The sequence below is a fragment of the Streptomyces cirratus genome (assembly GCF_014650775.1).
In the GTDB taxonomy this organism is placed as follows: domain Bacteria; phylum Actinomycetota; class Actinomycetes; order Streptomycetales; family Streptomycetaceae; genus Streptomyces; species Streptomyces cirratus.
Genome location: NZ_BMVP01000004.1, coordinates 180,446 through 206,755 on the forward strand (window position 1 = coordinate 180,446; position 26,310 = coordinate 206,755).

29 protein-coding genes are annotated in these 26,310 nt (G+C 72.9%); 5 read left to right on the forward strand and 24 right to left on the reverse strand.

The genetic code is table 11. The annotated features are described in order from the left end of the window. Positions 1 to 46: 46 nt before the first annotated feature. The 8 genes from IE207_RS13425 to IE207_RS13460 form a co-directional block, all read right to left on the reverse strand. Positions 47 to 769: an XRE family transcriptional regulator gene (locus IE207_RS13425; protein ID WP_190184377.1), complete on the reverse strand. Its 723-nt coding sequence runs from the start codon at positions 767 to 769 to the stop codon at positions 47 to 49. 156 nt (positions 770 to 925) lie between these two features. After that, positions 926 to 1,189, reverse strand: a complete 264-nt coding sequence (locus tag IE207_RS13430) for a hypothetical protein (protein ID WP_190184378.1) — start codon at positions 1,187 to 1,189, stop codon at positions 926 to 928. A 123-nt stretch (positions 1,190 to 1,312) separates the two neighbouring features. After that, on the reverse strand, positions 1,313 to 2,092 hold the full coding sequence (locus tag IE207_RS13435; protein ID WP_190184379.1) for a hypothetical protein: 780 nt from the start codon (positions 2,090 to 2,092) through the stop codon (positions 1,313 to 1,315). Continuing rightward, positions 2,092 to 3,366: a VWA domain-containing protein gene (locus IE207_RS13440; protein ID WP_190184380.1), complete on the reverse strand. Its 1,275-nt coding sequence runs from the start codon at positions 3,364 to 3,366 to the stop codon at positions 2,092 to 2,094. Before IE207_RS13440 ends, IE207_RS13435 begins: the two co-directional genes overlap by 1 nt. Positions 3,367 to 3,419: 53 nt before the next feature. Further along, on the reverse strand, positions 3,420 to 3,812 hold the full coding sequence (locus tag IE207_RS13445; protein WP_190184381.1) for a GntR family transcriptional regulator: 393 nt from the start codon (positions 3,810 to 3,812) through the stop codon (positions 3,420 to 3,422). A 42-nt stretch (positions 3,813 to 3,854) separates the two neighbouring features. Continuing rightward, positions 3,855 to 4,847: an ABC-2 membrane transporter-related protein gene (locus IE207_RS13450; RefSeq protein ID WP_190184382.1), complete on the reverse strand. Its 993-nt coding sequence runs from the start codon at positions 4,845 to 4,847 to the stop codon at positions 3,855 to 3,857. Then, entirely contained in the window at positions 4,844 to 5,791 is a 948-nt protein-coding gene (locus IE207_RS13455) for an ABC transporter ATP-binding protein (protein WP_373304707.1), read from the reverse strand. The genes IE207_RS13450 and IE207_RS13455 overlap by 4 nt, the downstream gene beginning before the upstream one ends. Before the next feature lie 146 nt (positions 5,792 to 5,937). Beyond that, positions 5,938 to 6,177, reverse strand: a complete 240-nt coding sequence (locus IE207_RS13460) for a chaplin (RefSeq protein ID WP_229873696.1) — start codon at positions 6,175 to 6,177, stop codon at positions 5,938 to 5,940. A 268-nt stretch (positions 6,178 to 6,445) separates the two neighbouring features. On the opposite strand from IE207_RS13460, the gene IE207_RS13465 reads away from it, so the two are divergent. Continuing rightward, positions 6,446 to 7,219, forward strand: a complete 774-nt coding sequence (locus IE207_RS13465; protein ID WP_190184384.1) for a 3-hydroxybutyrate dehydrogenase — start codon at positions 6,446 to 6,448, stop codon at positions 7,217 to 7,219. Between the two features lie 483 nt (positions 7,220 to 7,702). On the opposite strand, the gene hypE is transcribed toward IE207_RS13465, so the two are convergent. The 15 genes from hypE to IE207_RS13535 form a co-directional block, all read right to left on the reverse strand. After that, entirely contained in the window at positions 7,703 to 8,803 is a 1,101-nt protein-coding gene (gene hypE / locus IE207_RS13470) for a hydrogenase expression/formation protein HypE (protein WP_190184385.1), read from the reverse strand. A gap of 7 nt (positions 8,804 to 8,810) precedes the next feature. Beyond that, on the reverse strand, positions 8,811 to 9,980 hold the full coding sequence (hypD, locus tag IE207_RS13475; RefSeq protein WP_190184386.1) for a hydrogenase formation protein HypD: 1,170 nt from the start codon (positions 9,978 to 9,980) through the stop codon (positions 8,811 to 8,813). Continuing rightward, on the reverse strand, positions 9,977 to 10,345 hold the full coding sequence (locus IE207_RS13480) for a HypC/HybG/HupF family hydrogenase formation chaperone (protein WP_229873697.1): 369 nt from the start codon (positions 10,343 to 10,345) through the stop codon (positions 9,977 to 9,979). Before IE207_RS13480 ends, hypD begins: the two co-directional genes overlap by 4 nt. Beyond that, positions 10,314 to 12,704 (reverse strand): carbamoyltransferase HypF, encoded by a 2,391-nt coding sequence (gene hypF / locus IE207_RS13485; protein WP_190184387.1) that lies wholly within the window; start codon positions 12,702 to 12,704, stop codon positions 10,314 to 10,316. The genes IE207_RS13480 and hypF overlap by 32 nt, the downstream gene beginning before the upstream one ends. Next, positions 12,704 to 13,576, reverse strand: a complete 873-nt coding sequence (hypB, locus tag IE207_RS13490; RefSeq protein ID WP_190184388.1) for a hydrogenase nickel incorporation protein HypB — start codon at positions 13,574 to 13,576, stop codon at positions 12,704 to 12,706. Before hypB ends, hypF begins: the two co-directional genes overlap by 1 nt. Before the next feature lie 3 nt (positions 13,577 to 13,579). Next, positions 13,580 to 13,996, reverse strand: coding sequence for a hydrogenase maturation nickel metallochaperone HypA (gene hypA / locus IE207_RS13495; RefSeq protein ID WP_190184389.1), 417 nt, complete (start codon positions 13,994 to 13,996; stop codon positions 13,580 to 13,582). Positions 13,997 to 14,138: 142 nt separating this feature from the next. Then, entirely contained in the window at positions 14,139 to 14,243 is a 105-nt protein-coding gene (locus IE207_RS34090; RefSeq protein ID WP_373304708.1) for a DUF6893 family small protein, read from the reverse strand. Then, positions 14,240 to 14,761 (reverse strand): hydrogenase maturation protease, encoded by a 522-nt coding sequence (locus IE207_RS13500; protein ID WP_190184390.1) that lies wholly within the window; start codon positions 14,759 to 14,761, stop codon positions 14,240 to 14,242. Before IE207_RS13500 ends, IE207_RS34090 begins: the two co-directional genes overlap by 4 nt. After that, entirely contained in the window at positions 14,758 to 16,206 is a 1,449-nt protein-coding gene (locus tag IE207_RS13505) for a hypothetical protein (protein ID WP_190184391.1), read from the reverse strand. Before IE207_RS13505 ends, IE207_RS13500 begins: the two co-directional genes overlap by 4 nt. Further along, on the reverse strand, positions 16,203 to 16,922 hold the full coding sequence (locus IE207_RS13510; RefSeq protein ID WP_190184392.1) for a DUF6084 family protein: 720 nt from the start codon (positions 16,920 to 16,922) through the stop codon (positions 16,203 to 16,205). The genes IE207_RS13505 and IE207_RS13510 overlap by 4 nt, the downstream gene beginning before the upstream one ends. Next, positions 16,919 to 17,587 (reverse strand): DUF5947 family protein, encoded by a 669-nt coding sequence (locus IE207_RS13515; RefSeq protein WP_229873698.1) that lies wholly within the window; start codon positions 17,585 to 17,587, stop codon positions 16,919 to 16,921. Before IE207_RS13515 ends, IE207_RS13510 begins: the two co-directional genes overlap by 4 nt. Continuing rightward, a complete protein-coding gene (locus IE207_RS13520) occupies positions 17,584 to 18,105 on the reverse strand; it encodes a NifU-related iron-sulfur-binding protein (protein ID WP_190184393.1) in 522 nt (173 codons plus the stop codon). Before IE207_RS13520 ends, IE207_RS13515 begins: the two co-directional genes overlap by 4 nt. Then, on the reverse strand, positions 18,102 to 19,880 hold the full coding sequence (locus IE207_RS13525; RefSeq protein ID WP_190184394.1) for a nickel-dependent hydrogenase large subunit: 1,779 nt from the start codon (positions 19,878 to 19,880) through the stop codon (positions 18,102 to 18,104). The genes IE207_RS13520 and IE207_RS13525 overlap by 4 nt, the downstream gene beginning before the upstream one ends. A gap of 83 nt (positions 19,881 to 19,963) precedes the next feature. Further along, positions 19,964 to 21,019 carry an NADH-quinone oxidoreductase subunit B family protein gene (locus IE207_RS13530; protein WP_190184395.1) on the reverse strand — a complete coding sequence of 352 codons (1,056 nt, stop codon included), beginning with the start codon at positions 21,017 to 21,019 and terminating at the stop codon, positions 19,964 to 19,966. A gap of 69 nt (positions 21,020 to 21,088) precedes the next feature. After that, positions 21,089 to 22,858 carry an enoyl-CoA hydratase-related protein gene (locus IE207_RS13535; protein ID WP_190184396.1) on the reverse strand — a complete coding sequence of 590 codons (1,770 nt, stop codon included), beginning with the start codon at positions 22,856 to 22,858 and terminating at the stop codon, positions 21,089 to 21,091. A 292-nt stretch (positions 22,859 to 23,150) separates the two neighbouring features. On the opposite strand from IE207_RS13535, the gene IE207_RS13540 reads away from it, so the two are divergent. The 3 genes from IE207_RS13540 (at position 23,151) to IE207_RS13550 (ending at position 25,088) form a co-directional block, all read left to right on the forward strand. After that, positions 23,151 to 24,098 (forward strand): NmrA/HSCARG family protein, encoded by a 948-nt coding sequence (locus tag IE207_RS13540; protein WP_190184397.1) that lies wholly within the window; start codon positions 23,151 to 23,153, stop codon positions 24,096 to 24,098. A 176-nt stretch (positions 24,099 to 24,274) separates the two neighbouring features. Continuing rightward, entirely contained in the window at positions 24,275 to 24,478 is a 204-nt protein-coding gene (locus tag IE207_RS13545) for a cold-shock protein (RefSeq protein ID WP_136215879.1), read from the forward strand. Positions 24,479 to 24,773: 295 nt separating this feature from the next. Then, positions 24,774 to 25,088 carry a hypothetical protein gene (locus tag IE207_RS13550; RefSeq protein ID WP_190184398.1) on the forward strand — a complete coding sequence of 105 codons (315 nt, stop codon included), beginning with the start codon at positions 24,774 to 24,776 and terminating at the stop codon, positions 25,086 to 25,088. 472 nt (positions 25,089 to 25,560) lie between these two features. Here IE207_RS13550 and IE207_RS13555 read toward each other — a convergent pair whose 3' ends face one another. Beyond that, entirely contained in the window at positions 25,561 to 25,854 is a 294-nt protein-coding gene (locus tag IE207_RS13555) for a hypothetical protein (RefSeq protein ID WP_190184399.1), read from the reverse strand. 171 nt (positions 25,855 to 26,025) lie between these two features. Between IE207_RS13555 and IE207_RS13560 the strand changes: the two genes are divergently transcribed. Further along, positions 26,026 to 26,235 carry a hypothetical protein gene (locus tag IE207_RS13560; protein WP_190184400.1) on the forward strand — a complete coding sequence of 70 codons (210 nt, stop codon included), beginning with the start codon at positions 26,026 to 26,028 and terminating at the stop codon, positions 26,233 to 26,235. The last annotated feature ends 75 nt before the right edge of the window (positions 26,236 to 26,310 follow it).

The window sequence follows — 26,310 nt, forward strand, 5'->3', positions numbered from 1 at the left end:
CCGGGAGGGACCCGTGGGTTCCTCCCGGCCCGGACGGCGGCTCGGCTCAGCGGCCGCCGAGCGGGAACGGCGACGCTTCGCCCGCCTCGCCGATCAACTCCCAGAAGTGGTCGACGAGCCGGCGCAGGTACGCGGACCTCTCGGCGGCTATCTCCTTGAGCCGGGCGTCGTCGTTGCGGGCCACCAGGTGGCCCATGTACCGCTCGGCGAAGTCCGAGAACTCGGCGTGCATCGTGCGCAGCGCGTCCCCCACGCTCGTCGCGTCGACCACCACGAGTTCGGCCACCGCCCCCACATGGGCCTTCCACCGTCCCTCGACGGCCGTGCGCAGGAGGCCGGCCAGTTCGTCGTCGCGGCCCGTGAGCCCGGTCAGCGCGCGCAGCGACAGGCCCAGCGCTTCCACCAGCGCCCGGGTCTGCCAGGTGTCCCCGTGCCAGGTTCGTCCGGCTTCCGCCGCGCGGTACTCGTGCGGGTCCATGCCTATGCGGTAGGCCAGCCGTTCGACCGTCAGCTGGCGGGCGAGGCGGAACTCGGCGAGGGTGCGCGGCGTGACGCCCATCAGCGTCGTGGTGTCGCACCACAGGGCGTTGGCGAGCGCGAAGAGCTGCTGGTCGGTCGGTGCGTAGGAGCCCAGCTCCCAGGCGGCGACCAGTTCTGGGTGGACGGGGGTGCCGCAGGCCGCCATCGACTGGGCCACCTGGGCGGGCGTCAGGCCTACGCGTTGGCGCGCCGAGCGGGCCTCGGCGGGGGAGAACGGAGTGCTGTGCAAGTACGAGACACCTCGCAACGCCTCGAAGCGCGGAGCGTCCGAGGGGAGACGGATCGGTGGATGAACATCCAGGAGCGGGCACACTAACAGACGTTTCCTTCGGCGTAACTGCCCATACCCCTTGGAAATGAAGGTGTGATACGTGCTCCGCCCGGTTCAGGCGCCGATGGTCCCGCGTACGCCGTCCAGTGCCTCTTCGAGCGTCGGTGCGATCGTCTCGTGGCCGGTGAACCCGTCGTCCGTACCGGGGTCGACGGTCCATCCCCACCCGGAGGAGTCGTCGCCGTCGATGGTGGCGGTGTGCTCGCCACTGGTCACCGTGATGGCCAGGTTCCCGGCCGGGAAGGTGGTCACGTCCGCGTGCGCCTCCTCGCCGAGGATCCGGCGGACGGCGTCACGGGCGGTCTCTGCGGTGGTCATGTGCGGGCCCTCCTCGCAGGGCGGCGGGTACCGGTACACCTCCAGTACACCCCGCGCCGCCCGGCGCCGCGTGTGCGGCGGGAGGGGCGGCCACGGCGTGGTGCCGTGGCCGCCCCTGCCCCGTCAGGCGCGGGGTGCGGTGCGGCCCGAGCCGCGGGTGAGGCGGTACCCGGCGATGCCGGCGAGGCCGCCGAGCAGTCCCCCGGCCGCGGTCCAGATCCACCGGTCGGACCACCATGGGCCGGACCAGCCGTCCTCGGGTCCGGTCCCCGCCGCGGTCTGCCGGGCCGCGGTGATGCCGGGGACCAGCGGGGCCGCGAGGGCGCCGTCGACGGCGTAGGCGCCGCCGGTGTCCTTCGCGTCGGCCTGGACCTGCGCCCGTACGGGCTGGCCGAGGTCCTCCTGGGCCAGGTCGACGACCGTCAGGCGCAGGTAGTAGGTGCCCGGCAGCGGGTCGTCGGACCAGGTGTCGGCGCCGGTACGGACCGGGCGCAGCGTGCAGGACAGTGCCAGCGTGGCGCTCTCCTTGGGCGCCGGCGCCGCCTGGACCCCGTACATGCAGGGCTGGCGGCGGCGCAGGCCGTCGTAGACGTCGATCCGCCACGTGGAGGTGGCGTGCCGGGAGGCGGACGGCGGCAGCGCCACCTTGGCCCGCACCGTGCCGCGCTGCCCCGCGTCGAGCGGGAAGGACCAGTAGAGGTAGTCGCCCGTGGAGGCGTCCGCGGTGGCCTCCTGGCCGAGTTTGACCGGTGTGGCGGTACGGAAGGCGGTGCCCGCCTCGGTCGGTGCGGCGGCGGATCCGCCGGGCTTCGGCGAGGGGCCGGCGGCCAGGGCGGCGCCCGCCGGAGCGAGCAGTGCGGCGCCGGTCAGCAGGGCGGCGGCGAGTACGCGTACGGCGGGCATCAGTTGGTCCTCCAGACCGAGATACGCCAGCGGGAGATCCAGCCCCAGACCAGACCGGCGACGAGGCCGGTGAGGACCAGCACGCCGAGCAGCCACCAGCCCCGGCCCAGACCGAAGGCCGCCGCGTCGGACGCGTGGGCGGGGCCGTCGACCAGGTCGATCGTCAGCTCCACGGGCATGCCCGGGGTGGTCTTCACCGACGCGGGCGCCGAGAAGGAGTTGCTGACCTGGAGGCAGACGGTCTCGGGCGCCGTTTCGGCGTCGCCGTCCGCGTCGTCGAGGACGGCCTTCGGGTAGCGCAGGCCCGTGGAGATCAGGTCGGTACGTCCGTCGCCCGCCTCGGAGCCGCGGACGATCTCCCGCCCATGGACCGTCGAGGCGCGCAGCATCACGCCGTAGTCGTTGTTGACGGCGCGGTCCGCGGCGAGGCTCACCGAGGCGCGCAGTTCCTGGCCGGGCTTGACGTCGACCTTGTACCAGCGGTGCTCGCCGAACGTCTCGCGGTCGCTGTAGAGGCCCGCGCCCAGCTTCGGCGCGCTCTGGCACTCCTTGGCGCCCTGGGCGGCGACGGGGGTGACGACGGGAGCCGCCGCCCGGTCCACGAGTTGCCGTACGCGCCCGGAGAGTTCGTCCTTGTGCTGTACGGAGGTGTAGGTGCCGCCGGTGGCCTCGGCGATGCAGACGAGCTGGTCGCGCGTCTTGGCGTCCGGGACGAGGCCGAGCGTGTCGATGGTCAGGTGGATGCCCTGGGCGGCGATGTCCCGGGCCACTTCGCACGGGTCGAGCGGGGCGCAGGTGTCCTCGCCGTCGGTGATGAGCACGATCCGGCGGGTCGCGTCACCGCCCTTGAGGTCGTCGGCGGCTCCCAGCAGGGCCGGCCCGATCGGCGTCCAGCCGGTGGGGGCGAGGGTGGCCACCGCCGTCTTCGCCTCGGACCGGTTGAGGGGGCCGACGGGGTAGAGCGCCTTGGTGTCCTTGCAGCCGACGTTGCGGTCGTCGCCGGGGTAGGTGGCGCCCAGGGTCCTTATGCCGAGCCGTACTTCGCCGGGTACGGCGTCGAGCACCTCGTTGAACGCCTGCTTCGCCGCGGACATCCGGGACTGGCCGTCGATGTCGGTGGCTCTCATGGAACCGCTGACGTCCAGGACCAGTTCGACCTTGGGGGGTTCCTTGGATACGGGTTCACCGGCGGAAGCGGTCGTCGGGAGGAGCCCGACGGCCAGTGTGGCCAGCAGGCCACAGGCCCCGGCCGCCACCCATTTTCTTGTGATCATCGCCGGATCGTATTGAGGATGGTCCGCCAAACCAAAACGTCCGGACAAGGGCCCTACGGGGTGTTCGCCGGAAAGGCCTCGGCGAGGACGGTGTCGAACAGGGCGATCACGCCGGGCGCGTCGAGGCCCTCTTCGCGCGCTTCCCGCATCCAGGCGGTGAGCCCGTCGCGCAGCCGTGACTGTGGCTGCGACGCGGGTGGTTGGGGGACGTGCGTGACGAACGTACCGGCACCCTGGCGGACTTCGACGAGACCGGCGCGTTCCAGTTCGCGGTAGGCCTTGAGGGTGGTGTTGGGGTTGACCTTGGTGGCCGCGGCGACCTGTGCGGCGGTGGGGAGTTTGTCGCCCTCGGTCAGGGCCCCCATCCGCAGGGCCCGTTCCACCTGCCGGACGATCTGCAGGTAGGCGGGCAGCCCGCCGCGCCGTTCGATGTGGAATACGACCATGGTGCCCGCCTCCTTCGTGGTTGCCGTGTGGTGGTTCGTAGCCTATGGCGTGAGCGGAGCGCGGCGCAGGCGCCAGAGGAACACGGCGATGAGGACCGCGCTCGCCGCCACCAGCACCGCGGCGGCCGTCCACTGCATGCCCGCCCGCTGGTCTTCGCCGAAGTACTCCCACACCGAGTTGACGATGCCCAGGCGCGCCCGGCAGGCCTCGGAGGAGGCTTCGGGGACGCAGGTGCCCCATCCGTAGAGCTTGCCGGACGCGGTGCCCACCCACTGGTCGACCTGCACCACGTGGTCGAGTGCGGCCGGCTGGTCGGCGCCGAGCGGGAAGGAGGTCCGCCGGGGCGTCGCCAGCTCGTCCTTGAACATGTCGCCCACGACGATGGCCGCCCACGAGGCCAGGAGGGTCAGGACGATCGCGCTGACCACCCGGCGGGTGAGAGCTCCGATGGCGAGGCCGAGCGAGGTGGTGAAGAGGGCCGTCGGGACCAGGACCGGGGCCGAGGCGTCGAAAACGGAGTCGTGCAGCCAGTCGGTGGCGGCGAAGGGGCCGATGGAGTCGCGCCACCAGCCGAAGAGCAGGCTCAGCGGCAGGGTCGTGAGGGTGACGACGGTCAGGGCGAAGCCGGCCTTCGCCAGGAGCCACCGGTCGCGGGACACGGACTGGGTGGTGACCAGGCGGGCGGTGCCGTGCTCCAGGTCGGAGGCGATGAGCGAGGCGCCCAGGCCCACTCCCAGCAGCGCGGGCAGGGCGGCGAGGGTGTTCGCGTAGGAGTCGAAGCGGTTGATGACCCGGTTGGTCACTGCGCTGTCGAGGGTGTCGGCGGATTGCGCGGGCCAGCCGGCACCGTGCAGCGTGTCGAGCATCGCGCCGCGCTGGTACACGATCCAGGCGGCGCCGAGGACGGTCACGGCGAGGCAGGCGAGCAGGGCGGTCCGGTGCTGGCGCGCCATCAGCCAGAGCAGTCCGCGCGGCCCCGGGCGCCGGGCGCCCCGGGTGTTCCAGGCGGCCTCGGGGTGGGTGAGGGTGGTCATGCCGCGTGGTCCTCTCGGTGTGCGGGCGCCGCCGTCGGGGCGATCAGCGCGGGGGCCCGGGGCGAGCGGAGGTAGCCGAGGAGCACGTCCTCCATACCGGGCTCGGTGAGCTGCCATTCCTCGTTCAGCGGTCCTTGGCGCAGGACGAGGGCGGTGAACTGCCTTCCGGCGGTGCGGGTCTCGATGACGGTGTGGGCGGCCAGCGCGTCGGGCAGGGCGCCCTCGGGAGTGGTCACCCCGGTGACCAGCGTGTGCATGGGCACGAGTTCGTCGGTCTCACCGGCCATGCGGATGCGTCCGCCGTCGAGGACGAGCAGGAAGTCGCACATCTGCTCCAGCTCGCCGAGGAGGTGTGAGGACATCAGGACGGTCGTGCCGTGTTCGGCGGCCTCCGACATCAGCAGCGCGCCCATCTCGTCCCGGGCGACCGGGTCGAGGTCCGCCATCGGTTCGTCCAGCAGGAGCAGTTCGGGGCGTTTGCCGAAGGCGAGCGCGAAGGCGACGCGGGTGCGCTGGCCGCCCGACAGCTCGGCGACGCGGGCCTGCGGCGGAATCCGCCCGGCCCGCACGATCCGTTCGGCGACCGCCCGGTCCCAGCCGGGGTTGAGCTCCTCGCCCATGCGCAGGGTCTGTCCCACCGTGAACCGCTTGAACAGCGGCTTGTCCTGCGCCAGGTAGGCCCAGCGCGGCATCGCGTCGCGCCCGCCCGCCGGGGCGCCGAAGATCCGCAGTTCACCGGCCGAGGGCCGGGTCAGGCGGGTCGCCATGCTCAGCAGCGTGCTCTTGCCCGCGCCGTTGGGGCCCACGAGGGCGCAGACGCGGCCGGCGGGGATCCGGAACGAGCAGTCGCGCAGCGCCCACCCCCGGCGGTACTTCTTCCCGAGCCCGTGCGCTTCGAGCGCCCACCGGGTGCCGGCGGGGCCGGGAACGGTCATCTCCCCCACACCTCTCCCCCTCCATGATTCCATTAAATGATTAATGGAATCATGGAGTGCGGCAGGGGGCCTGTCAACCGGCTCCCGTGCAGCGGGCCCGCCACCCGTCGCCGAAGCGGCCGGTGACGGGCCCGTGGGTCACGGCCTGCCGATGGTCAGTCGTTGACGCAGACGGTGCCGCCCGCCGGGTTCAGCGCGCCGATGATGCTGACCGAGTTACCGCAGATGTTGATCGGGATGTGGATCGGAATCTGGACCACGTTGCCGGAGAGCACTCCCGGCGAACCGACGGCGACGCCCTCCGCATGGGCGTCGGCCGAAGCCGCCGAGGCTCCGCCGACCACGAGGGCACCGGCTGCCAGAGCCATCGCGACACTCTTCAGAACACGCGACACGAGGTGTCTCCTTCAAATGCATCCAGCGACCCGCGAGGTGCGCGTCGCACGGCCCGGTTCAGGTCCGCACTCCTTCATTCGTCTGCGACCGGCCCCCGGCTTTACCTCTGGAGCCGCTTTCCCGCGAAGGGATGAGCCCGACCGGCGCAGCCTCGGACACGCGTCCGGATCCCCCGCCACGGATGGCGGTGTGCGCCACAGCGGCCCCGACGGCTGTGTGGCCGTACGCCATGGGCGCCGCCCGGCGCCGCGCCTACTGTGTGCAGCCATGACGAGCACACATCCCACCTCCCCCGCCGCGGATCTGAGCGGGCGGGTGGCCCTGGTGACCGGGGCCGGCAGCGGCATCGGGCGGGCCTGCGCCCTCGCCCTGGCCGCGGCCGGCGCGACCGTACACGTCGTGGACGTCGCCGAGGAGGCCGCGAAGAGCGTCGCGGCGTCGGTCGGCGGCCGGGCGCACGCCGTGGACCTGGCGGACGCGGCGGCGATCGGCGCCCTGCCCCGCCAAGTGGACGTCCTGGTCAACAGTGCGGGGCTCCAGCACGTCGCCCCGATCACCGAGTTCGCCCCGGAGCGCTTCGCCCTCATCCAGCAGGTCATGGTGACGGCGCCGTTCCTGCTGCTGCGCCACGTACTGCCGCACATGTACGCGGGCGGCTGGGGCCGGGTGGTCAACATCTCCAGCGTGCACGGGCTGCGGGCGAGCGCCTACAAATCGGCCTACGTCGCCGCGAAGCACGCCCTGGAGGGGTTGAGCAAGGTGGCCGCGCTGGAGGGCGCCGCGTACGGCGTCACCAGCAACTGCGTGAGCCCCGGCTATGTCCGCACCCCCCTGGTGGAGGGGCAGATCCAGGACCAGGCACTGGCCCACGGGGTCAGCGCCGAGGACGTACTGAGCGAGGTGCTGCTCGCGCGGTCCCCGGTCAAGCGGCTCATCGAGCCGGAAGAGGTGGCGTCGGCGGCGCTCATGCTGTGCGGACCGCACTCGGGCTCCATCACCGGGACCTCATTGGTCATCGACGGCGGGTGGACGGCGCGCTGACGCGCCGTCCGGGCTGCTGCCGGGCGTTGCGCCCGCGCACGCCTGCTCGCTGGACTTGGGCCCACCGTCGACAGTGACGCGGTGTTCGGCACTCCGTACCCGTTCTCCGACGCTGACCGGCGCTGGAGCGAGGCGGATCCGAGCGCGCACACGGCGGCGCGGTCCGGCATGGGCAGCGCCCCGTACCCGGCGACGGCGCCGGCAGCCCCGCCGACCCCGGGTTCCGGGTCGAGTCCGCGACCCACCACGCGAAGGACGCGCTCGGGCACCCGTGCCACTACGCCGACCACGGGAACGGATCCGGCTGGGGCGACAGCTGCCACGGTGGCCACGAGTACGGCTGCCGGGCGCGGGACCTCGTCGGCTGCGTACCGCTCCTGGAGGCGGCGTTGGCCACCGGCTGAGCCTCCCGTCCGCCGGACCGCGCTGTATCCGCCGTACGGGCGACCCGCGTTCCCGGGGCCGCCCGTACGGCGGTCCGGCTCAGCAGATGCGCGGCAGCTGTTCGCCGATCGGCAGGTCCACCACTCGGGTGCCGCCGAGGCCCGTACGGGCGACGACAAGGCCCGGGTGGCTCTCCACCGCCTCGCCGATCACCGCCGCGCGGCGGCCCATGGGGTGGGCGCGCATCGCCTCCAGCACGGCGTCGGCGTGCTCCCGCGGCACGAACGCGACGAGCTTGCCCTCGTTGGCCACGTACAAGGGGTCGAGGCCGAGGATCGCGCAGGCGTTGGCGACCGCGTCGGGGACCGGGACCGCGCCCTCACGGATGACGACGCCCGTGCCCGAGGCGGCAGCGATCTCGTTCAGGGCGGCCGCCATACCGCCGCGGGTGGGGTCCCGCAGGACGTGGAGGTCCGGGGTGACCGCGAGCATGGCGTCCACGAGGCCACCGAGCGGAGCGCAGTCGCTCTCGACGTCCACCGCGAACTCAAGGCCCTCGCGCACGCTCATGATGGCCACGCCGTGCAGTCCGATCTCACCGCTGACGATCACGACGTCGCCGGGGACCACCCGCTGCGGGCGCAGATCGACGCCGTCCGGGATCAGTCCGATTCCGGCCGTGTTGACGTAGATGCCGTCGCCGTGCCCGGCCTCGACCACCTTCGTGTCGCCGGTCGCCACCTCCACACCGGCCGCGCGCGCCGCGTCGCCGAGGGCCCGGGCCACCCCGGCCACCACCGACATCTCGACGCCCTCTTCGAGGATGAAGCCGCACGACAGGTAGGCGGCGCGGGCTCCGCTCATCGCCAGGTCGTTCACGGTGCCGTTGACGGCGAGGTCGCCGATGCTGCCGCCGGGGAAGAACAGCGGCCGCACCACGTAGGAGTCGGTGGAGAAGGCGAGCCTGGCGCCGCCCAGCGAGAGCGCGGCCGAGTCGCCGAGCTGGGCCAGCGCCTCGCCTCCGTAGGCGGGCGCGAAGAGGTGCTGGACCAGTTCGGCGGAGAGCGCCCCGCCGCCGCCGTGGCCCATCACCACGCGGGGGCGGTCCCGCAGCGGGGCCGGGCAGGTCCAGCCGGTGACGTCCAGTGCGGTCGCCGACTGCGCCGGCAGCCCGGTCCCGGACAGTGTGCTGTCGGGCATCGTGGTGTCAGGCAACGGGGCTCGCCTCCAGCGGTGCGGTGCTCTCGTGCGGGGTCGCCGGTGCGGGGGGCGCCGTACGGGCCGGGGTGAGTTCGAGGCGCCGGTAGAGGTAGTACGCGGCGCAGGCGCCCTCGCTGGAGACCATGGTGGCCCCCAGCGGGGTGCGCGGCGTACAGGTGGTGCCGAAGGCCTCGCACTGGTGCGGCTTGATGAGGCCCTGGAGGACCTCGCCGCTGCGGCACTCGGCCGGCTCGCGGGTGGTGATGCCGGTGACCGCGAAGCGGTGCTCGGCGTCGAACTCCCGGTAGCGCTCGGACAGCCGCCAGCCGCTGTCGGGGATGACGCCGATGCCGCGCCAGGCCCGGTCGGTGACCTCGAAGACGTCCTCCAGCATGGCCAGTGCGGCCGGGTTGCCCTCCGGGCGCACGGCACGCGCGTAGGCGTTGTCCACGGTGTGCTCGCCGCGTTCCAGCTGCCGGACGGCGCGGCGTACGCCTTCCAGGATGTCCAGCGGCTCGAAGCCGGTGACCACGATCGGCACCCGGTGGCGGGCGGCCAGTTCGGGGTACTCGCCCATGCCCATCACGCTGCACACGTGCCCGGCGGCGAGGAAGCCCTGCACCCGGCAGCTCGGCGAACGCATGATCGCCTCGATCGCCGGGGGCACCCGGACATGGGAGACCAGCAGGCTGAAATTGGGGATGCCGAGCCGCTTCGCCTGGTACACCGTCATCGCGTTCGGCGGCGCGGTGGTCTCGAAGCCGATGCCGAAGAAGACGACCTCGCGTCCCGGGTTCCGGCGTGCGACTTTCAGGGCGTCGAGCGGGGAGTAGACGACCCGTACGTCACCCCCCTCGCTGCGGACCTGGAACAGGTCCCGGCCCGTCCCGGGCACGCGGAGCATGTCACCGAAGGAGCAGAAGATCACGTCGGGGCGGGAGGCGATCTCCAGCGCCTTGTCGATGACCTCCAGGGGCGTGACGCACACCGGACAGCCCGGGCCGTGGATCAACTCCACTTGTTCGGGCAGGAGCTGGTCGATGCCGTGCCGGATGATGGTGTGGGTCTGACCGCCGCAGACCTCCATCAGCGCCCACGGCCGGGTAACCGTGGCGTGGATGTCGTCCAGGAGCCTGCGGGCGAGGTCGGGGTCCTGGAACTCTTCGATGTACTTCACTTCCGCGCCTCCTGCGCTACGTGCCCTGCGGCCGGGCCCTCGGTCCGGCCCTCGGCCCCGTCCTGGATGTCCGCCTCGAAGGGCCAGGGGGCTCCGCCCGCCTGCGCCGCCTGCTCCCAGGGGTCGCCGAACTCCTCCTGGAGCATGCCGAGCTCGCTGAACAGCTCCAGCGTCTGGCGGGCGGATTCCTCGTCCAGGCGCTGGAGGGCGAAGCCGACGTGGACGATGGCGTACTCGCCCACCTGGAGGTCCGGCAGGTACTCCAGGCACACCTCCTTGACGACGCCGCCGAAGTCGACGGTGGCCATGCGGGTGCCGTTCTCCTCCGCGATCTCAAGCACTCTGCCGGGTACCGCCAGACACATGGGCTTCTCCTCGCTGTGGGTGTTCCGTGGTGGTGCCGCGGGCCGCGGCCACCATGAGCTGGCCGAGCGCGAGTCCCCCGTCGCCCGGCGGGACCAGACCGTGGCGCAGTACGGTGAAGCCCTCCGCACGCAGCCCGGCGGCGCAGGCCGAGGACAGCAGGGCGTTGCCGAAGACCCCGCCGCTGAGGGCGACGGTGTCCAGGCCGTGGCGTTCGCGCGCCGCCGTGCAGACGGCGGTGACCAGGGAAGCGACCGATGTGTGGAAGCGGGCCGCGATCAGCGGCGGTTCGGCGCCCGCCCGCAGGTCGGCCACGACGGCCCGCAGTACGGGGGCCGGGTCGGCGGTCAGAGGGCCGTCCGCGCCGGCGGGCCGCGCCGGCGTCAGCGTGAAGGCGTATCCGGGTTCCGCCCCGGTGGCGTTCAGCGCCGCGGCCTCCAGCTCGATCGCGGCCTGGGCCTCGTAGCCCGCGTGGTGGCGGATGCCCGCCAGTGAGGAGACGGCGTCGAAGAGCCGGCCCATGCTGGAGGTGGGGGCGCAGTTCAGGTTGCGACTCAACTGGACGGCCAGCAGCCGTAGTTCGTCTGCGGGACAGGTTGCGACGCACGGCAGGTCGCTGCTCCAGTCGATGCCCGCCGCGCGCAGGTGGGAGAGCGCCATGCGGTAGGGGCGCCGTACGGCGGCGTCCCCGCCGGGCAGGGGCACGTAGGCCAGGTGCGCGAAGCGGGTGTATCCGGTGTAGTCGGCGAGGAGGAACTCGCCGCCCCACACGGCGCCGTCGTCGCCGTAGCCGGTGCCGTCGAACGCCACGCCGATGACCTGCCGGCTTCCGGTCAGGCCGTGTTCGGCCATCGCGGAGGCGATGTGCGCGTGGTGGTGCTGGACGCGGAGCAGCGGCCGGGAACCGGCGTTGCGGGCCGCCCATCGTCCGGAGCGGTAGCCGGGGTGCCGGTCGGCGGCGAGCAGGCCGGGGGTGACCCCGGTGATGGACCCCAGCTGGCCGGCCGCGCGCTCGAAGGCGTACTGCGTGGCGAGGTCGTCCATGTCCCCGATGTGGGCGGACGGCCAGGCCCGGCGCCCCTCACCGAGACAGAAGGTGTTCTTGAGGTCTCCCCCGACGGCCAGCGTCGCCGGGACCGGCACGGGGAGGGTGAGGGGCAGCGGCGCGTAGCCGCGGGAGCGCCGCAGGACGAGCAGTTCACCGTCGCAGACGCGGACCACGGAGTCGTCGCAGGGCACGTGGATGGGGCGGTCGTGCGTGAGCCAGGCGTCGGCCAGCCCGGCCAGCCGCTCCAGGGCCTCGGCGTCGTCGGTGACGATCGGTTCGCCCGAAAGGTTACCGCTGGTCAGGACGAGCACGCCGGGTCCGGGAGGGTCGCCGGGCAGGCCGAACAGCAGGTGGTGCACGGGCGTGTAAGGGAGCATCACGCCGAGGTCGGGGCTGCCCGGGGCGACGCTTTCGGCGACCACCGGGCCGCCCGCCGCTCCGGGGCGGCGGCGCAGCAGCACGATGGGGCGGACGCCTCCGGTGAGCAGGGCGCGTTCCTCGGGGCCGGCCGCGACGAGGTCCGCGACGTCGGCGAGGTCGCGGACCATGAGGGCGAACGGCTTGTCGCCGCGGGCCTTGCGGCGGCGCAGGGTGGCCACGGCTTCCTCGTTGGAGGCGTCGCAGGCCAGGTGGTAGCCGCCGAGGCCCTTGACCGCGAGGACCGCGCCCGCGGCCAGGAGCCGGCGGGCCGCGGCCACCGGGTCGGTCTCCGCCACCTCCCGCGGCGGTGTCCCGGCCAGCAGCCGCAGCCGGGGTCCGCAGGCGGGGCAGGCGACGGGCTGGGCGTGGAAGCGGCGGTCGGCGGGGTCGGCGTACTCGCGGGCGCAGTCCGGGCACATCGGGAAGGGCGCCATGGTGGTGTGGGCGCGGTCGTACGGCAGTCCGGTGACGATGGTGAAGCGGGGGCCGCAGTGGGTGCAGGTGATGAACGGGTGGCGGTGGCGGCGGTCGGCGGGGTCGGCCAGCTCGGCGAGGCAGTCGGCGCAGGTGGCGACGTCCGGGGAGACCAGGGTACGGGCGGGGCCGCCGCTCCGGGAGGCGATGATGGTGAAGCCCGCGCCGCCCGCCAGGGCTACCTCGCAGTGGTCGACGGCGTCGATGAGCGCGAGGGGCGGGGCGTCGCTCGCGAGCCGGTCGCAGAACTCGGTGACCGCCGCCCGGGCGCCTTCGACCTCCGCGACCACTCCCTCCGGGGTGTTCGTGACGTGGCCGGCCAGTCCGAGCGCGGTGGCGCGGCCGTAGACGTACGGGCGGAAGCCGACGCCCTGGACCACGCCCCGTACCGTGACCCGGCGGCGTTCGACGGCCTCCATCAGCGGGTCCGTACCACGGGAGGGTGGACGTGGCCGTGGCCGTGGCCGTGGACGTGGCCGGCGTCGTGGTCATGGTCGGGCCCGTGGTGGTGGTCGTGCCCGGCGTCGTGGTCATGGTCGGGCCCGTGGTCATGGTCATGGTCGGCGCCGTGGTCATGGTCGGCGCCGTGGTGGTGGCCGTGGCCTTGGGCGGCCATCACCGGCGTGTGCGCCGGATCGCCGTCGGCGACGGCGAGCGCCCGCCCCAGCAGGGCGCCGAGGCCCTGACCCGTGCGGGCGGAGGTGAGCACCACCTCCACACCGGGGTTGACCTGCCGGACGTTGGCCCGGAAGGCCCTCTCGTCGAACTCGACGGCTTCGGCGATGTCGGTCTTGGTGACCACCACCAGTTGGGCGAGTCCGAAGGCGGTCGGGTACTTGAGCGGCTTGTCCTCGCCCTCGGTGACGGAGGCCAGGACGACCCGCAGGGATTCCCCGAGGTCGTAGGAGGCCGGGCACACCAGGTTGCCGACGTTTTCCACGAAGAGCAGCCGGGTGCCCTGCGGCAGCCACCCCTCCAGGTGCCGGCCCAGCATCGCGGCCTCCAGATGACACAGCCCGTCGGTGAGGACCTGCTTCACCGGGACGCCGGAACGGCCCAGGCGCAGCGCGTCGTTCTCGGTGGCGAGGTCGGCGGTGAGGGCCGCGACGCTCACTCCGCGCTCGCGGGCGAGGCCGAGCTCGCGCTCCAGCAGGGCCGTCTTCCCGCTGCCGGGGCTGGAGAGCAGGTTGACGACGGTCGTGCCGCGAGCGGTGAGCCCGGCGCGCAGGGTCTGCGCGGCCGCCTCGTTCTTGGCCAGTACCGCCTGTTGCAGGTCGACCACTCGGCACATGGTTCAGCGCTCCTCGGAGATCGGTTGGCGGGTGTGCGCGGGGGCGGGGACCGCGGCGTCCTGGGGCCCGTCGTCGTCCCAGGTGACGTCGAGGATCCGCAGCTCGCGTCCCGAGACCAGTTCGGTGCCGGTGGCGCCGCCGCATGCGGGACAGCACAGGTCGGGGGGCATGCCGACGGCCCATTCACCCGTACAGGAGGTGCAGCGGGCACGGGCCGGGACCGCTTCGGCCGTGAGGGCGGCGCCTTCCAGAACCGTGTCGGCGCAGGCCAGTTCGAAGCAGAAGGCGAGGGCGTCCGGGACCACTCCGGCCAGTTCCCCCACTTGGAGCCGGACGGCGCTCACCGTGTGCGCTCCGGCGGCTGCGGCCGCTTCTTCCACCTGGCTCACCACGGCCATGGCGATCGACATCTCGTGCATCGGGCTCCGTTCTGCCGGGCCCCATTAGAGCGGCAGGGCGGAGGCGGAGCGGTCGGGCACGCCGTCGCCCGCCCGCCCCGTACGCCATTCGGGCGCCGGGGCGGGCGGGCGAGGTGTCACACGGCGCGGGTGCGCGCGGGGCTCACATGCTGCGGATGCGCAGGTAGCGTTTGAGGTCGGGGGCGAGCTGCACGGCCACCGCCAGCAGGGCGGCGAGGGTCACGCCGCAGAGGACGGCCTTCTTCATCGCATTGTCTCCTCGGTTCGGGCCGGCTCCGCGGCCGGATCGTGTGGGTGCACGAGTTCCAGGAGCATCCGTACGGCCTCCGGCACCGCCGCGGCCACCGGGTCGCTCAGGCCGATGCCCTCCTCGACGGTCTGCGGTTCGCAGCCGACGACCAGCGTGCGGCGGGGCGGGGTGCCCCCCGTACCGGCGCACAGGGTGTCGAGCAGGGCCAGTACGGCGTCCGGGGACATGTGGTGGCCGTCCAGGACGGCGCCGCCCGTGATGGCGCCCGCTCCTTCGACCTCGATCAGGTAGAGGGTGCCGGGGGCGCCGCCGCGCGCGGTGGCGTCGACCAGGACGAGGGTGTCGTAGCCGTCGAGGAGCTGGTAGGCGAGGTGGACGCCGCGGACGCCAAAGTCGACCGCTTCGACGTGCCCGGGCAGCGCGTGCTCCGCCAGTCGGCGTACCGTCTCGACGCCGAACCCGTCGTCGCCGAGGAACACGTTGCCGATCCCGGCGACCAGCGTCCCGCCCCTCACCGCTCCTCCAGGGGCGCGGCCCCGGCGAGGGGTGCGACCTCGTCGGGCTGGAAGTAGAGGAACCGGCCCTGCTCGCGCCGGATGTCGGCCCCGGGGTCCCCTTCGACGGTGACCGCGAGGTGCACGCCGCCGTCGACGTCGTGGAGGACGGCTTCCACGTGGGCGGCGCGGCCCCGGACGAACAGGTCCTGGGCATCGGTGCGCCGCAGTCCGGGCCGCAACAGGACGCGGCTGCCCACGCCCACCGGGACGCCGTCGACGAGGACGTGGTCGGGGGCCGGCCCGGCGGTGTCCGCGTGCGCCGGGTCCCACCACGGGGTGTCGGGCTTGAACACCGCCTCCCCGTCCACGACTTGCAGGTCTTCGAGGCCGGTCGGGGCGTCCGGCGGCACACCGGGGTCGGTGATCTCGCGCAGCGCCCGCACCGCGCCGTGCAGGCGTTCGAGAACCTCGGGCGGCATGGATTCGGCGAGGTCGATCACGGCCGCGGCACGGGGGTCCGTCCCGCGTGCCTCGCGCTTCTCCTGGTCGGTCAGGGCCGCGGTGCGCAGGGCGAGGATCTCGTCGATCTCGGTGGCGTCGTACATCGCGCCGATGCTCTCGGGGGCGATGCCGGGGTGGTCCTCCAGGATGATCGGGGAGGACAGGACCACGTCCGCGCGGCCGGCTTCCGCGGCGAGGACGGGCCAGGTGTGGCGGTTGACGCAGGTGGCGGTGGCGCCCTTGGCCCACTCGGGCGGGTCGGTCATCGACAGGAACCGGCCCGCGTCGAGGCCGAGCAGGAGGTGGGCGGCGACCAGGGAGCGGGACAGCGCCGCGTCCCGGCCCGTTCCCCCGTCCCCGGGCCGCCAGCCGCTGGTGTTCTCCACGACGGCGGTGAGCTTGAAGGCGCGGTAGGCGCAGTCGAGTTCGCTCGCGCGCAGGCGCAGGACGCCGCTGATCGCCTCGGTCCGCCGCACCAGGCGGCCGACCACGGCGCCGTCGGCGTCGAGGACCGGTTCGCTCTCCTCGCCGGCGGGTCGGGTGAAGGGCAGGGTCACGCCGTCGCCCGCCAGTTCCGCGACGGTGAGGGCGAGCTCGACGCGTTCCTCGGTGCCCTCGTCCCAGGGGACGAGGACGCGGTCGGCGAGGTGCAGTTCCCCGACGTCGGTGAACGTGCCGTCGGGCGCGGCCTGTTGGACGGTACGGCGCTGAGCGTGCAGGAACCGGAGTTCGACGGTGAGGGTGGCGTCCCCCTTGGGTTCCATCAGCAGCTGGGTCTGCTGGAGGCAGTGCTCGCCGTGCTCGGGCGCCCACGCCGGGGGCACGAGTACGCCGAACTGCCAGCGCAGCCGGTTCTTGGCGGCCGAGGCCCGGTAGGGGTAGAGCACGTACCCCTCGAAGAGGACGGCGTCGGCCACCTGACGGGCGGTCTCGAAGCGCGCGTCGAGTGCGGCGGTCGTCATGGCGCCGTCCTTTCGCCGGCTCGGGGCAGCAGTCCCGCGCGCAGCCGCTCGGGCGCGGAGGGCCGGGCGTTCTTGGCGGCCGTGGCGGCGGCCCCGGCCTCGGCGAGCAGGGCGCGTACGGTCGCCTCCCAGGAGGCCAGCGCGTGCCGGGAGCGGTAGGCGAGCAGTTCGTCCATGGCGTCGCGGGGCAGCCGCAGCCAGCCGCAGCCGGGGAAGTGCTGCTCGATCATCTCCTGCCACACCCGCACCGGCATCCGGTACGCCGCCTCGCGGTCCCAGGGGACGGGCTCGACGTGGAATCCGCCGGCCCCGGTGAAGGCGGTGCCGGAGAACAGCATGAGCAGGGGTGCCTCACCGTCGTCCAGGGCGGCGAAGTAGCGGCTCGCGGCGATGTCCATGTCGTAGGTGCAGGGCACGGCCAGGTCGACCTCGGTGGAGCCGGTGAAGCTCGGCACCATCAGCGTCACCTGCGCGAACTGCACGGGCTGGAGGGTGTTGCCCCAACGGGAGCGCTCGCCGAACAGGTCGGCCAGGCCTTCGGCCTCCGCCTGCCCGTAGCGCCGGCGGGCCGGTTCGATCCGGATCTGGCAGCGCAGGGCCAGCGCGTGCACCCGAGTGTCCCCGGAGGCGGTGATGGTGAGGCGGAAGACGAGCGTGGGACCGGCGGCGTACGGGTCCGCGCGCACGCCGGTGCAGGTGAAGCCGAACTCCGTCACGGCGCGGCCTCCCCCGCCGGGACCTTGGCACGGCGTTCGACGCCGTCGAAGAACGAGTCGAGCGCCGCGCGGGCCTCGGCGCCGCCGTCGAAGCCCTGCCACAGCAGGCGCATCCGGCCCACCAGTTCGTAGCAGACGTCGATCGGAACGAGGTAGCAGTCGGTGCGTCCCTCGCGGCGCCGCAGCAGCAGCGCCTCCACGTCCGGTCGCAGCAAGCCGGCCAGGGCGCTTTCGCCGAGCGCCGCCTGCCAGGTGTCGGGGTCGAGTTCGCTCTCGGTGGCTCCGGCCGGGCTCGGGTAGAGCGCGACGAGCCGGTCCAGCGCGGCGTTGCGGAAGAAGAACGCGACGCCGACGGGGATCTGGAGGAGTTCCCAGGCGCCGTCGTCGAGACGGTGGCCCGGGTCGTGGAGGTAGCGGTCGGGAACGGCACGGAAGCGGCCGGTGGCGGCGCCCGGCCGGTCGAACAGCAGGGCGCAGGCGGTGCAGGCGCACACGAGCGCCCGCTTCTCGGTCTCGACCAGGTGGCGGTGGCCGTCCTCGGCGACGGCCACCCCGCACAGTTCGCAGCTCTGCGGCCGTGGTTCGCGCGGCACCGCGAAGCGGCGCAGGCCGGACGGCCCCGCCGTCCGCGCGGACGGCGGTGCCCAGGTGCGGGGCGCGCTCACGGCACCCGGACCGGGGCCTGCGGGCGGGTGCCGATCTGGAGCAGCGGCTGCGGCGGAGCCCCGGCCGGCTCCACTTCGACGGTGGTCACCTCGGGTGCGAAGGAGGCCAGCGCGGCCTCCGCGGCCGACCGCACACCGTCCCCGGTGCCGCCGCAGCCGCAGCCACCGCCCGCGGCGGCCCGCAGCCGCAGCGTGCCCGAGGCCTCGTCGAAGCCGAGGAGTTGCACCGGCTCGCCCACGGCGTCCAGGGCGCGGGCGATCCTGGTGTGCACGTCCTCGGGGTGCAGGTCGTGCAGGGCCAGCAGGCTGGAGACGAGTTCGTCGTCCAGCAGCGGGGCGAGGGCCTCGGCGTCGAGCCGGGAGGTGATCCGGGCGAGCCCACAGCCGTAGAAGTCCATCAGGACGCGCACCAGTTCCTCGGCGGCGGCGCAGACCTCCCGGTCGCCGGTGTCGGCCAGCCGGCCGAGGACCTCCTCGACCCGGCGGCCGGTCTGGAGGGAGTCGGCGGGGGCGCTCATCCGCCCAGTCCGCTCAGACCGGTGGGCACGTGCATCTGCTTCACGGTCTGGCCGTTGCCGACGTACATGTGCACGCCGCAGGGCAGGCAGGGGTCGAAGCTGCGCACGGCGCGCATGATGTCGATGCCCTTGAAGTTCTCCGGGGTGTTCTCCTCGAAGATCGGTGTGTTCTGCACGGCGTCCTCGTAGGGGCCCGGTGTGCCGAAGGTGTCCCGGGTGCTGGCGTTCCACGGGGTCGGCGGGTAGGGGTGGTAGTTGGCGATCTTGCCGTCGCGGATCACCATGTGGTGGGAGAGGACGCCGCGCACGGCCTCGGTGAAGCCGACTCCGATGGACTCGTCCGGGACCTCGAACTTCTCCCAGGTCTGGGTGCGTCCGGCGCGGACCTCCTCCAGTCCCTTCTCGGCGCAGTGCAGGGCGATGGCGGCGGCGTAGGCCTGGAAGTACGTGCGGGCGCGGTTGCGCTCCAGCGCGTTGCTCCACTTGGGGATCTTCCACTCGAAGGTGGTCTCCGGCTTGGTCATCGTCCGGGGCAGGTTGATGACGATGCTGTGGCCGGTGGCCTTGACGTAGCCGACGTCGACGAGCCCGGACAGCGCCGTGGACCACAGGCGGGCGATGGGGCCGCCGCCGGTGTCGAGGGCCAGGTGGTCCTTGCCGTCGAACCAGCGCGGTGACATCACCCAGCTGTACTTGCCGTCGAAGTCGCGCTTCTGCGGGGCGGGGATGGTGTGCTGGTTCCAGGGGTGGCGGGGGTCGACCGGGTTGCCGAGCGGGTCGCGGGTGACGAACTGCTCCTGCCCGGCCCAGTCGTCGTAGTACGAGCTGCCCAGCAGGATGCGGATGCCGAGGTTGATCTCGGTGAGGTCGTTGGTGACGAGTTTGCCGTCCACGACCACGCCCGGGGTGACGAACATCTTCCGGCCCCAGTCGGACATGTTGGCGTACGTGAAGTCGCAGTACTCGGGGTCGTTGAGGGCGCCCCAGCAGCCGAGCAGCACGCGGCGCCGGCCGACCTCCTCGTAGCCGGGCAGGGCCTCGTAGAAGAAGTCGAAGAGGTCGTCGTGGAGGGGGACGACGCGCTTCATGAACTCGACGTACCTCATGAGGCGGCTCATGTAGTCCGTGAAGAGCTGCACCGAGGCGATGGTGCCGACGCCGCCCGGGTACAGGGTGGAGGGGTGCACGTGGCGGCCCTCCATCAGGCAGAACATCTCGCGCGTGTAGCGGCTGACCTGGAGTGCCTCGCGGTAGAACTCGCCCTCGATGGGGTTGAGCGAGCGCATGATGTCGGCGATGGTGCGGTAGCCGTGGTCGCCGGCGTGCGGTGCCTCGGTGCGCTCGGCCAGCTCCAGGACGCCGGGGTTGGTCTCGCGGACCATCTTCTCGCAGTAGTCGACCCCGACCAGGTTCTCCTGGAAGATGTTGTGGTCGAACATGTACTCCGCCGACTCCCCGAGGTTGATGATCCACTCGGCGAGGTGGGGCGGCTTCACCCCGTAGGCCATGTTCTGGGTGTAGACGGAACAGGTGGCGTGGTTGTCGCCGCAGATCCCGCAGATGCGGCTGGTGATGAAGTGCGCGTCGCGGGGGTCCTTGCCGCGCATGAAGACGCTGTAGCCGCGGAAGACCGACGAGGTGCTGTAGCACTCCGCCACGCGCTTCTGCTTGAAGTCGATCTTCGTGTGGATCCCGAGACTGCCCACGATCCGGGTGATCGGATCCCAGGCCATCTCCACCAAGCCGTCGCCGGACGCCTTCGTCTTCGGTGCCATCGTGTCTGCCGTGTCCCTTCTTCGGAGCGGGCTCTGCGGGGGTGTGCGTGGGACGGGCGTGGGGCGGGCCTCGCGCCCGCCGGTCACCAGGGCGGGCGGTAGCCGGTGGTCAGCGTCTGGCCCGTGTGCCGCCACTTCGGCTCCCGGTCCACGGTCTGCGCGGTCATCTGCCGCAGCTTGCGGACGACGGCGCCGTACGCGCCGCTGGCCTTGCTGGACACCTTGGCACCGGGCGGCTCGTCCATGAACGGCATGAACTTGTCCGGGAAGCCGGGCATGGTGCAGGCGATGCAGATGCCGCCGACGTTCGGGCAGCCGCCGATGCCGTTCATCCAGCCGCGCTTGGGCACGTTGCACTTGACGACGGGACCCCAGCAGCCCAGTTTGACCAGGCACTGCGGCGAGTCGTAGGTGTGCGCGAACTGGCCCTGCTCGTAGTAGCCGGCCCGGTCGCAGCCCTCGTGGACGGTGGCACCGAACAACCAGGTCGGGCGCAGCTTGTCGTCGAGCGGGATCATCGGCGCGGAGCCGGCCGCCTGGTAGAGCAGGTAGGTGAGCGTCTCGGAGAAGTTGTCCGGCTGGATGGGGCAGCCCGGTACGCACACGATCGGGATGCCGGCCTTCGACGTCCAGTCCCAGCCCAGGTAGTCCGGTACGCCCATGGCGCCGGTGGGGTTGCCCTCCATCGCGTGGATGCCGCCGTACGTGGCGCAGGTGCCGATGGCCACGACGGCGAGGGCTTTCGGCGCCAGCCGGTCGATCCACTCGCTGGTCGTGATGGGCTGGCCCGTCTCGGGGTTGTCCCCGAAGCCGCACCAGTAACCGTCGGCCTTGATCTTCTCGTTGGGGATGGACCCCTCGATCACGAGGACGAAGGGGTCGATCTCACCGCGCTCACCCTTGAAGAACCACTCGATGAACGTGTCCGCGCCGCCGACGGGGCCGCATTCGAAGTCGATCAGGGGCCAGTGCACCGCGATCTTGGGCAGCCCCGGCAGCACACCCATCACGATCTCTTCGATGCTCGGCTGCATCGCCGCCGTCAGGGACACCGAGTCGCCGTCGCAGCTCAGCCCCGCGTTGATCCAGAGGATGTGGATGGGGGGGTCCTCTACCGTGCTCGGTGCTTGTGCATCCATGAGGATGCCTCCTTGGGCAGGAAATCGGGGAGGTGGGCCGAGGGGGAGCCGATGAGGGGCACTCCGCTCTCATCCTTCTTCGTAACAGGAGCCGGCCGGCGGTGTGCTGTCTTGTACGGCCAGTCCGGTGACTGCGCCCCGCCTGCGGTCCTGGCCGACCGGGACCGTGCGGACCAGGTGCGCCGGGGTGGCGGCGACCGGCTCCTTGCGGACGAAGGCGCGGCGCAGGGCGTGGTACGGGGCCTTCGGGTCGAGGAAAGTGGCCCGCATCCGGGCCAGCTCCGCATCCCGGTAGGCGGCCAGCGGGGTTTCGGCCTCGTCCCGCTCCCGTCGTGCCTTCTTCCCGGCGATCCGGGACTGGACGGTGGGAGACCCGGCCAGCAGCCCGGCCAGCCGGGCCGCCTCGCCGGCGAACTCCGCGGGCGCGCAGGGCACCGTACGGTCGACCAGGCCCAGCGCGGCCGCCGCCGCGGCGCTCAGCGGCAGGGCGTCGGTGGTGAGCCGCTCGGCGACGGCTGCCCCGACGCGGCGGGGCAGCGTGTACGTCCAGTACTCCGAGCCGTAGAGGCCCATCAGCCGGTAGTGCGGGTTGAGGACCACGCCCGAGCGGCACCAGACCTCGTCGGCCGCCAGCGCGAGCATCGCGCCCCCCGCGGCGGCGTTGCCGCCGAGGGCCGCGACGACGAGACGGTCCGTGGTGGTCAGGACGGCCTCGACGAGGTCGTCCATCGCCGTGATGTTCGCCCAGGACTCGGCGGCGGGATCGGCGGCCGCCTCGATGACCCCGAGGTGGATGCCGTTGGAGAAGAAGTCGCGGCCACCGCCGAGGACCAGGACGGAGGTGGGGCGCTCACAAGCGGCCCGGTAGGCGTCCAGCAGGCGCCGGCAGCGGTCGGTGCTCATCGCGCCGCCGGGGAAGGAGAACGACAGGAAACCGGCCCGCCCCTCCTCCCGGTAGGTGATGTCGGACCACGTACGGCGCGGGGGGCCGGCGTACGGCGGCACGGGGTCTTGCGGCAGCGGGGGCAGCCGGTCGCCGAGCGCCAGGGTGGCCGGCAGCTTCACCGGGACGGGCTCGCCCGGCACCCGGCAGGCCCGCAGCTCCGGGATCCACACCGCGCCGTCGGTGGTCGCCCGGCAGACCGCGCCCGCACGGGTGGCGAGCAGCTCGCCGGGGCGGCCGCGCAGCCGGTCCTCGAAGTGGCCCCCGTGCAGGAACCAGACCCCGCTGAGCAGTTCGTCCCGTACGCCCGGCTGCGAGTCGGCGGCCCGCAGGACGCGCAGGACCCGGTCGGTGGAGTCCGCCGCCCAGTCGATGCGGCGCTCTTCCTGCCGCATGTAGGGCCGGGTGTGGTGGGTGGTCTGCGGGGTGGGGGTGTACGTCCCCGAGGCGAAGCGCTCGACGGCGAGCAGGACGGCCCGCAGCGCCGCGTCGGCGATCTCACCGCGGTAGAGGTCGCTCTTGGCCAGCTCGGGCACCGGGCATTCGGCGAAGGCCCAGACGTCGCCGGCGTCCATCTCGGCGTCCGCTTGCAGGACGGTGACGCCCCAGCGGGTGGCGCCCTCCTGGACGGCCCGGTCGAGCGAGGAGGGGCCGCGGTCCCCGACCGGTCCCGGGTGGACGATCAGACAGGTGTGGACGGACCACACCTCGCGGGGCACCGCCGTCTTCAGCATCGGCGCGATGATCAGATCGGGCCGGTGGCGGCGCGTGACGTCGGCCAGCGAGCCGCCGGGCAGGGCGAGTTCGACGGCGACATGATGACCGTGGTCGCGCAGCTCCGCGTGGACGCGCTGCGTCAGGCTGTTGAACGCGCTCGCGACGAGCAGGATGCGCACTCGGTCTCCCAGCGGCCAGGCGCCTTCGCGCACGGTGGGCCGGAGGTTGTCCGGCCGCCTGCGATGCTCGGTGACCGCCGGGCGCGGCGGCGCGAGGCCGAGCGCTGACGTCACTCGAAAGCGGACGGGGCGCGCCGCCACTCGGCGGTGCGGCCGCGCCCGGCGGAGCCGGGCGATGGAGTGGAGTCCCGTGCGTCGTGCGCGCCCGTTCCCGAACCGGCCGCGGCCCGCGCATACAGTCCGTGACCATCCGTCCGATCGGACGCGGATCGTTACGAGAGGGAGGTCGGCGATGGCCGGTACACGCGTCATCACGGTGTTCGGCGCGACGGGCGCGCAAGGCGGAAGCCTGGTACGGGCGATCCTCGACGACCCCGACAGCGGGTTCTCGGCGCGCGCGGTCACCCGCCATCCGGAATCGGACCGGGCCCGGGAACTGGCGCGGCTCGGCGCGGAGGTGGTCCGCGCCGACATGGACGACGACGCCGGCCTGGGGGCCGTCCTCGAAGGTGCCTACGGGGCGTACCTGGTGACCAACTTCTGGGAGCACATGTCGGCCGAGCGGGAGAAGCGGCAGGCCGCCTCCCTCGCCGCGGCGACCGGCCACGCCGGCGTGCAGCACGCCATCTGGTCGACCCTGGAGGACACCCGCGAGTGCATCCCGCTCGAGGACGACCGCATGCCCACGCTCCAGGGCACGTACAAGGTGCCGCACTTCGACGCCAAGGCGGAGGCCGACCACTACTTCCCCGAGGCCGGCGCTCCGACCACCTTCCTGCGCACGACCTTCTACTGGGAGAACCTGCTCACGACGTTCGCGCCGCAACGGGGCGAGGACGGCGTCTTGCGGCTGGTCTTCCCGATGGGCGACAGCCGGCTGTCGGGCATCGCCGTCGACGACATCGGCAAGACGGCGCTGGCCGTGTTCAAGCGGGGCACCGACCTCATCGGCGCGACGGTGAGCATCGCCGGTGAGCACCTGCCCGTCGCGGACATGGCGGCGGCGCTGACCGAGACCGTCGGCGAGCCGGTGCGGTACTCCCCGATGGAACCGGCCGCCTACCGCGCGCTCGGATTCCCCGCAGCGGAGGAGGTCGGCAACATGTTCCAGTACTACGCCGACTGCGAGGACCGGTTCACCCATGCGAGGGATCTGACAGCCATCCGGGCGCTCAACCCCTCGCTCCAGGACTTCGCGACCTGGCTCGCTGCGCACCGCGGGGCGTTCCGGTCCCTGTGAGGGACGACGGCGCCCGGGAGCGGGCCGGGGAACACCAACGCCGGAGGTGGGCCGGACGGGTGAGGTCGCGTGTGGCGTCGTTTTGTGTTCGGAACCGCTGCGTCCGCGTTGTACCTTCCCGTCGTTCGGGCGTTCCGCATGGTGCGGAGGGCCGACCGTCGAGGAGAGGGACCTGTGTGGCTACCGGAACGGTGAAGTGGTTCAGCGCGGAGAAGGGCTTCGGCTTCATCGCGCAGGACGGGGGCGGCCCCGATGTCTTCGCCCACTACTCAGCGATCAACGCTACCGGTTTTCGGGAACTGTGGGAGGGGCAAGCGGTGACCTTCGACGTCACCCAGGGCCAGAAGGGACCGCAGGCCGAGAACATCGTGCCGGCTTGATCCCGGTCCGCCCCCGGTCGCGCGCCGGACCGGTCCCCCGTCACCGGCCGCAGGACGGGGGCCGGTCCGCCCCGGGAGCGGACCCTCGGGTCTCGGGGTCCGGGGGCCCGCTCTTCGTCATCATGTGCCATTCGCGCATCGACGGCCGGTACCGCCCGGCGACCGGCGATTCCCGCCTCTTCGGCGACTGCCCCGCAGCCCCCGTGCCCCGGGGCGGCGGGGCAGTCGCCTTCGCCCGCACCGGCGCCCGGCATGCCAGCGGGGCACTGCGGCCGATTCCCCCTACTCTCGCCGGATGACCGAGAACGAGATCAAGCTGAAGGCCATCGCGGTGCTCACCGGGATGCGCGGCGACGTCGGCACGGACTACGTCTCCGCCCTGCTCAGCGAGGTGACGCCGGCGGAGTTCCTGGTACCCGCCGAAGCCGATCCGGCGGAGATCGGACTCGCCCTGCTGGAGCAGCTGTCGGGGCCGTGGAGCGCTCTGGTCTCCGGTTTCGTGCTGGCCTTCGAAGCGGTCGCGGACGCTTACGACGAGGCGGACCCCGAGATGTCCGCGCAGGAGATCCTCCAGGCGCTCGCCCTCGAACTCGCCGCCGGGGACGACTGAGGCCGGTCGCGGTCCGTGAACCCCCCGTCCGGGCGGGAGCGAGCCGCGGGTGCCCCTCGTGACCGGCGTCGAGGCGGCGCCGGGTGACCGGCCGTCGTGCCCGGCTTCGTGTCAGGCCGCGAGCTCCGGGTAACCGCCTGACGAGAGTTCACCCGTCGGAGAGCCGGCCCCGCGTGACCGGCCCGAGTCGAGAAGGGCGCCATGACCACCCCTCCGAACGATCCCGTACCTCCCAACCCGACTCCCGCGCCCGGTCCGGGCCCCGGACCGCAACCGGGACCCCTGCCGGGTCCGGTTCCCGGGCCGGGCGGCCCCGACCCGGTGCCGCCGGCGCCGCCGCAGCCGCAGCCGGACCCGCGGCCCGAGCCCGCGCCGGGTCCCGATCCGCACCCGGCGCCCGGGCCGCTGCCCGGCCCGGTCCCGGTTCCGGATCCCGTGACCTGAGGCCGCCCGTGCGGAGGCGGCCCCGCTCTCAGGCCGCGCGCCCGGCCCATTCGGCCGGGACGCCGCCGCCGCCTCCGCTGCGGAGCGCCTCGACCACCGCTTGGTGAAGGTCCCGGCTGTCCTGCTCCGAATCGCATTCGACGGGGCTGCCCGACAGGGTGAACCAGTCGGACGAGCCGCTGAACTGGACGGCGACCTGGGCCGCCGCTCCCGTCCAGGTGGTGTGCAGCGTCAGGTTGCCGGAGATGACACCCGCTTCCTCCGTACGGACACCGCCGGCCCCCGGATAGATCCCCGTCGTCGTCCACGACGCCCAGGCCATAGGCCACGCTCCTCCCGTGCCGATGCCGCCGGCGGTGCCGACGCCCGTCAAACCTCCCCCACCTTGTTTTCCTCCTCCTGGTCTACCCCCATTGGCCCCTTCACGCACGGGGCGCTCTCATGGACATCAGGCCGTTCCCTCTGCGGCGTCGAGCATGAAAGAGGTACGCCCATGTACGAGATGCGCGCCGAGTCCAGCGCCGAGCAGGGCCACCTGCTCTGGCACGTGATAGCGAAGGACACCACCCTCAGCACGCTGTGCGGGTCCCTCCTGAGCCCCGGCCACGTGCCGCCCCCTGCGATCGAGCCCTCCGCCGACCACTACTGCACCGCCTGCATGCACGCTGTCCGGGCACGCGCCGAGGCCGTCGCCGATCAGTAGCCGCCGGCCCGGGGGACGGGTTTTGCCGCAGTACCGCCGGGCAGAAGCCGCGTGCCGCCCCGTGGTGACGAACGC

Bases quoted from the DNA above. Each gene is read 5' to 3' on its own strand.
- IE207_RS13430 (WP_190184378.1), bottom strand. From the start codon at position 1,189: ATGACCACCGCAGAGACCGCCCGTGACGCCGTCCGCCGGATCCTCGGC.
- IE207_RS13435 (WP_190184379.1), bottom strand. From the start codon at position 2,092: ATGCCCGCCGTACGCGTACTCGCCGCCGCCCTGCTGACCGGCGCCGCA.
- IE207_RS13440 (WP_190184380.1), bottom strand. From the start codon at position 3,366: ATGATCACAAGAAAATGGGTGGCGGCCGGGGCCTGTGGCCTGCTGGCC.
- IE207_RS13445 (WP_190184381.1), bottom strand. From the start codon at position 3,812: ATGGTCGTATTCCACATCGAACGGCGCGGCGGGCTGCCCGCCTACCTG.
- IE207_RS13450 (WP_190184382.1), bottom strand. From the start codon at position 4,847: ATGACCACCCTCACCCACCCCGAGGCCGCCTGGAACACCCGGGGCGCC.
- IE207_RS13465 (WP_190184384.1), top strand. From the start codon at position 6,446: ATGACGAGCACACATCCCACCTCCCCCGCCGCGGATCTGAGCGGGCGG.
- hypE (WP_190184385.1), bottom strand. From the start codon at position 8,803: ATGCCCGACAGCACACTGTCCGGGACCGGGCTGCCGGCGCAGTCGGCG.
- IE207_RS13480 (WP_229873697.1), bottom strand. From the start codon at position 10,345: ATGTGTCTGGCGGTACCCGGCAGAGTGCTTGAGATCGCGGAGGAGAAC.
- hypF (WP_190184387.1), bottom strand. From the start codon at position 12,704: ATGGAGGCCGTCGAACGCCGCCGGGTCACGGTACGGGGCGTGGTCCAG.
- hypB (WP_190184388.1), bottom strand. From the start codon at position 13,576: ATGTGCCGAGTGGTCGACCTGCAACAGGCGGTACTGGCCAAGAACGAG.
- hypA (WP_190184389.1), bottom strand. From the start codon at position 13,996: ATGCACGAGATGTCGATCGCCATGGCCGTGGTGAGCCAGGTGGAAGAA.
- IE207_RS34090 (WP_373304708.1), bottom strand. From the start codon at position 14,243: ATGAAGAAGGCCGTCCTCTGCGGCGTGACCCTCGCCGCCCTGCTGGCG.
- IE207_RS13505 (WP_190184391.1), bottom strand. From the start codon at position 16,206: ATGACGACCGCCGCACTCGACGCGCGCTTCGAGACCGCCCGTCAGGTG.
- IE207_RS13520 (WP_190184393.1), bottom strand. From the start codon at position 18,105: ATGAGCGCCCCCGCCGACTCCCTCCAGACCGGCCGCCGGGTCGAGGAG.
- IE207_RS13525 (WP_190184394.1), bottom strand. From the start codon at position 19,880: ATGGCACCGAAGACGAAGGCGTCCGGCGACGGCTTGGTGGAGATGGCC.
- IE207_RS13530 (WP_190184395.1), bottom strand. From the start codon at position 21,019: ATGGATGCACAAGCACCGAGCACGGTAGAGGACCCCCCCATCCACATC.
- IE207_RS13540 (WP_190184397.1), top strand. From the start codon at position 23,151: ATGGCCGGTACACGCGTCATCACGGTGTTCGGCGCGACGGGCGCGCAA.
- IE207_RS13550 (WP_190184398.1), top strand. From the start codon at position 24,774: ATGACCGAGAACGAGATCAAGCTGAAGGCCATCGCGGTGCTCACCGGG.
- IE207_RS13555 (WP_190184399.1), bottom strand. From the start codon at position 25,854: ATGGCCTGGGCGTCGTGGACGACGACGGGGATCTATCCGGGGGCCGGC.
- IE207_RS13560 (WP_190184400.1), top strand. From the start codon at position 26,026: ATGTACGAGATGCGCGCCGAGTCCAGCGCCGAGCAGGGCCACCTGCTC.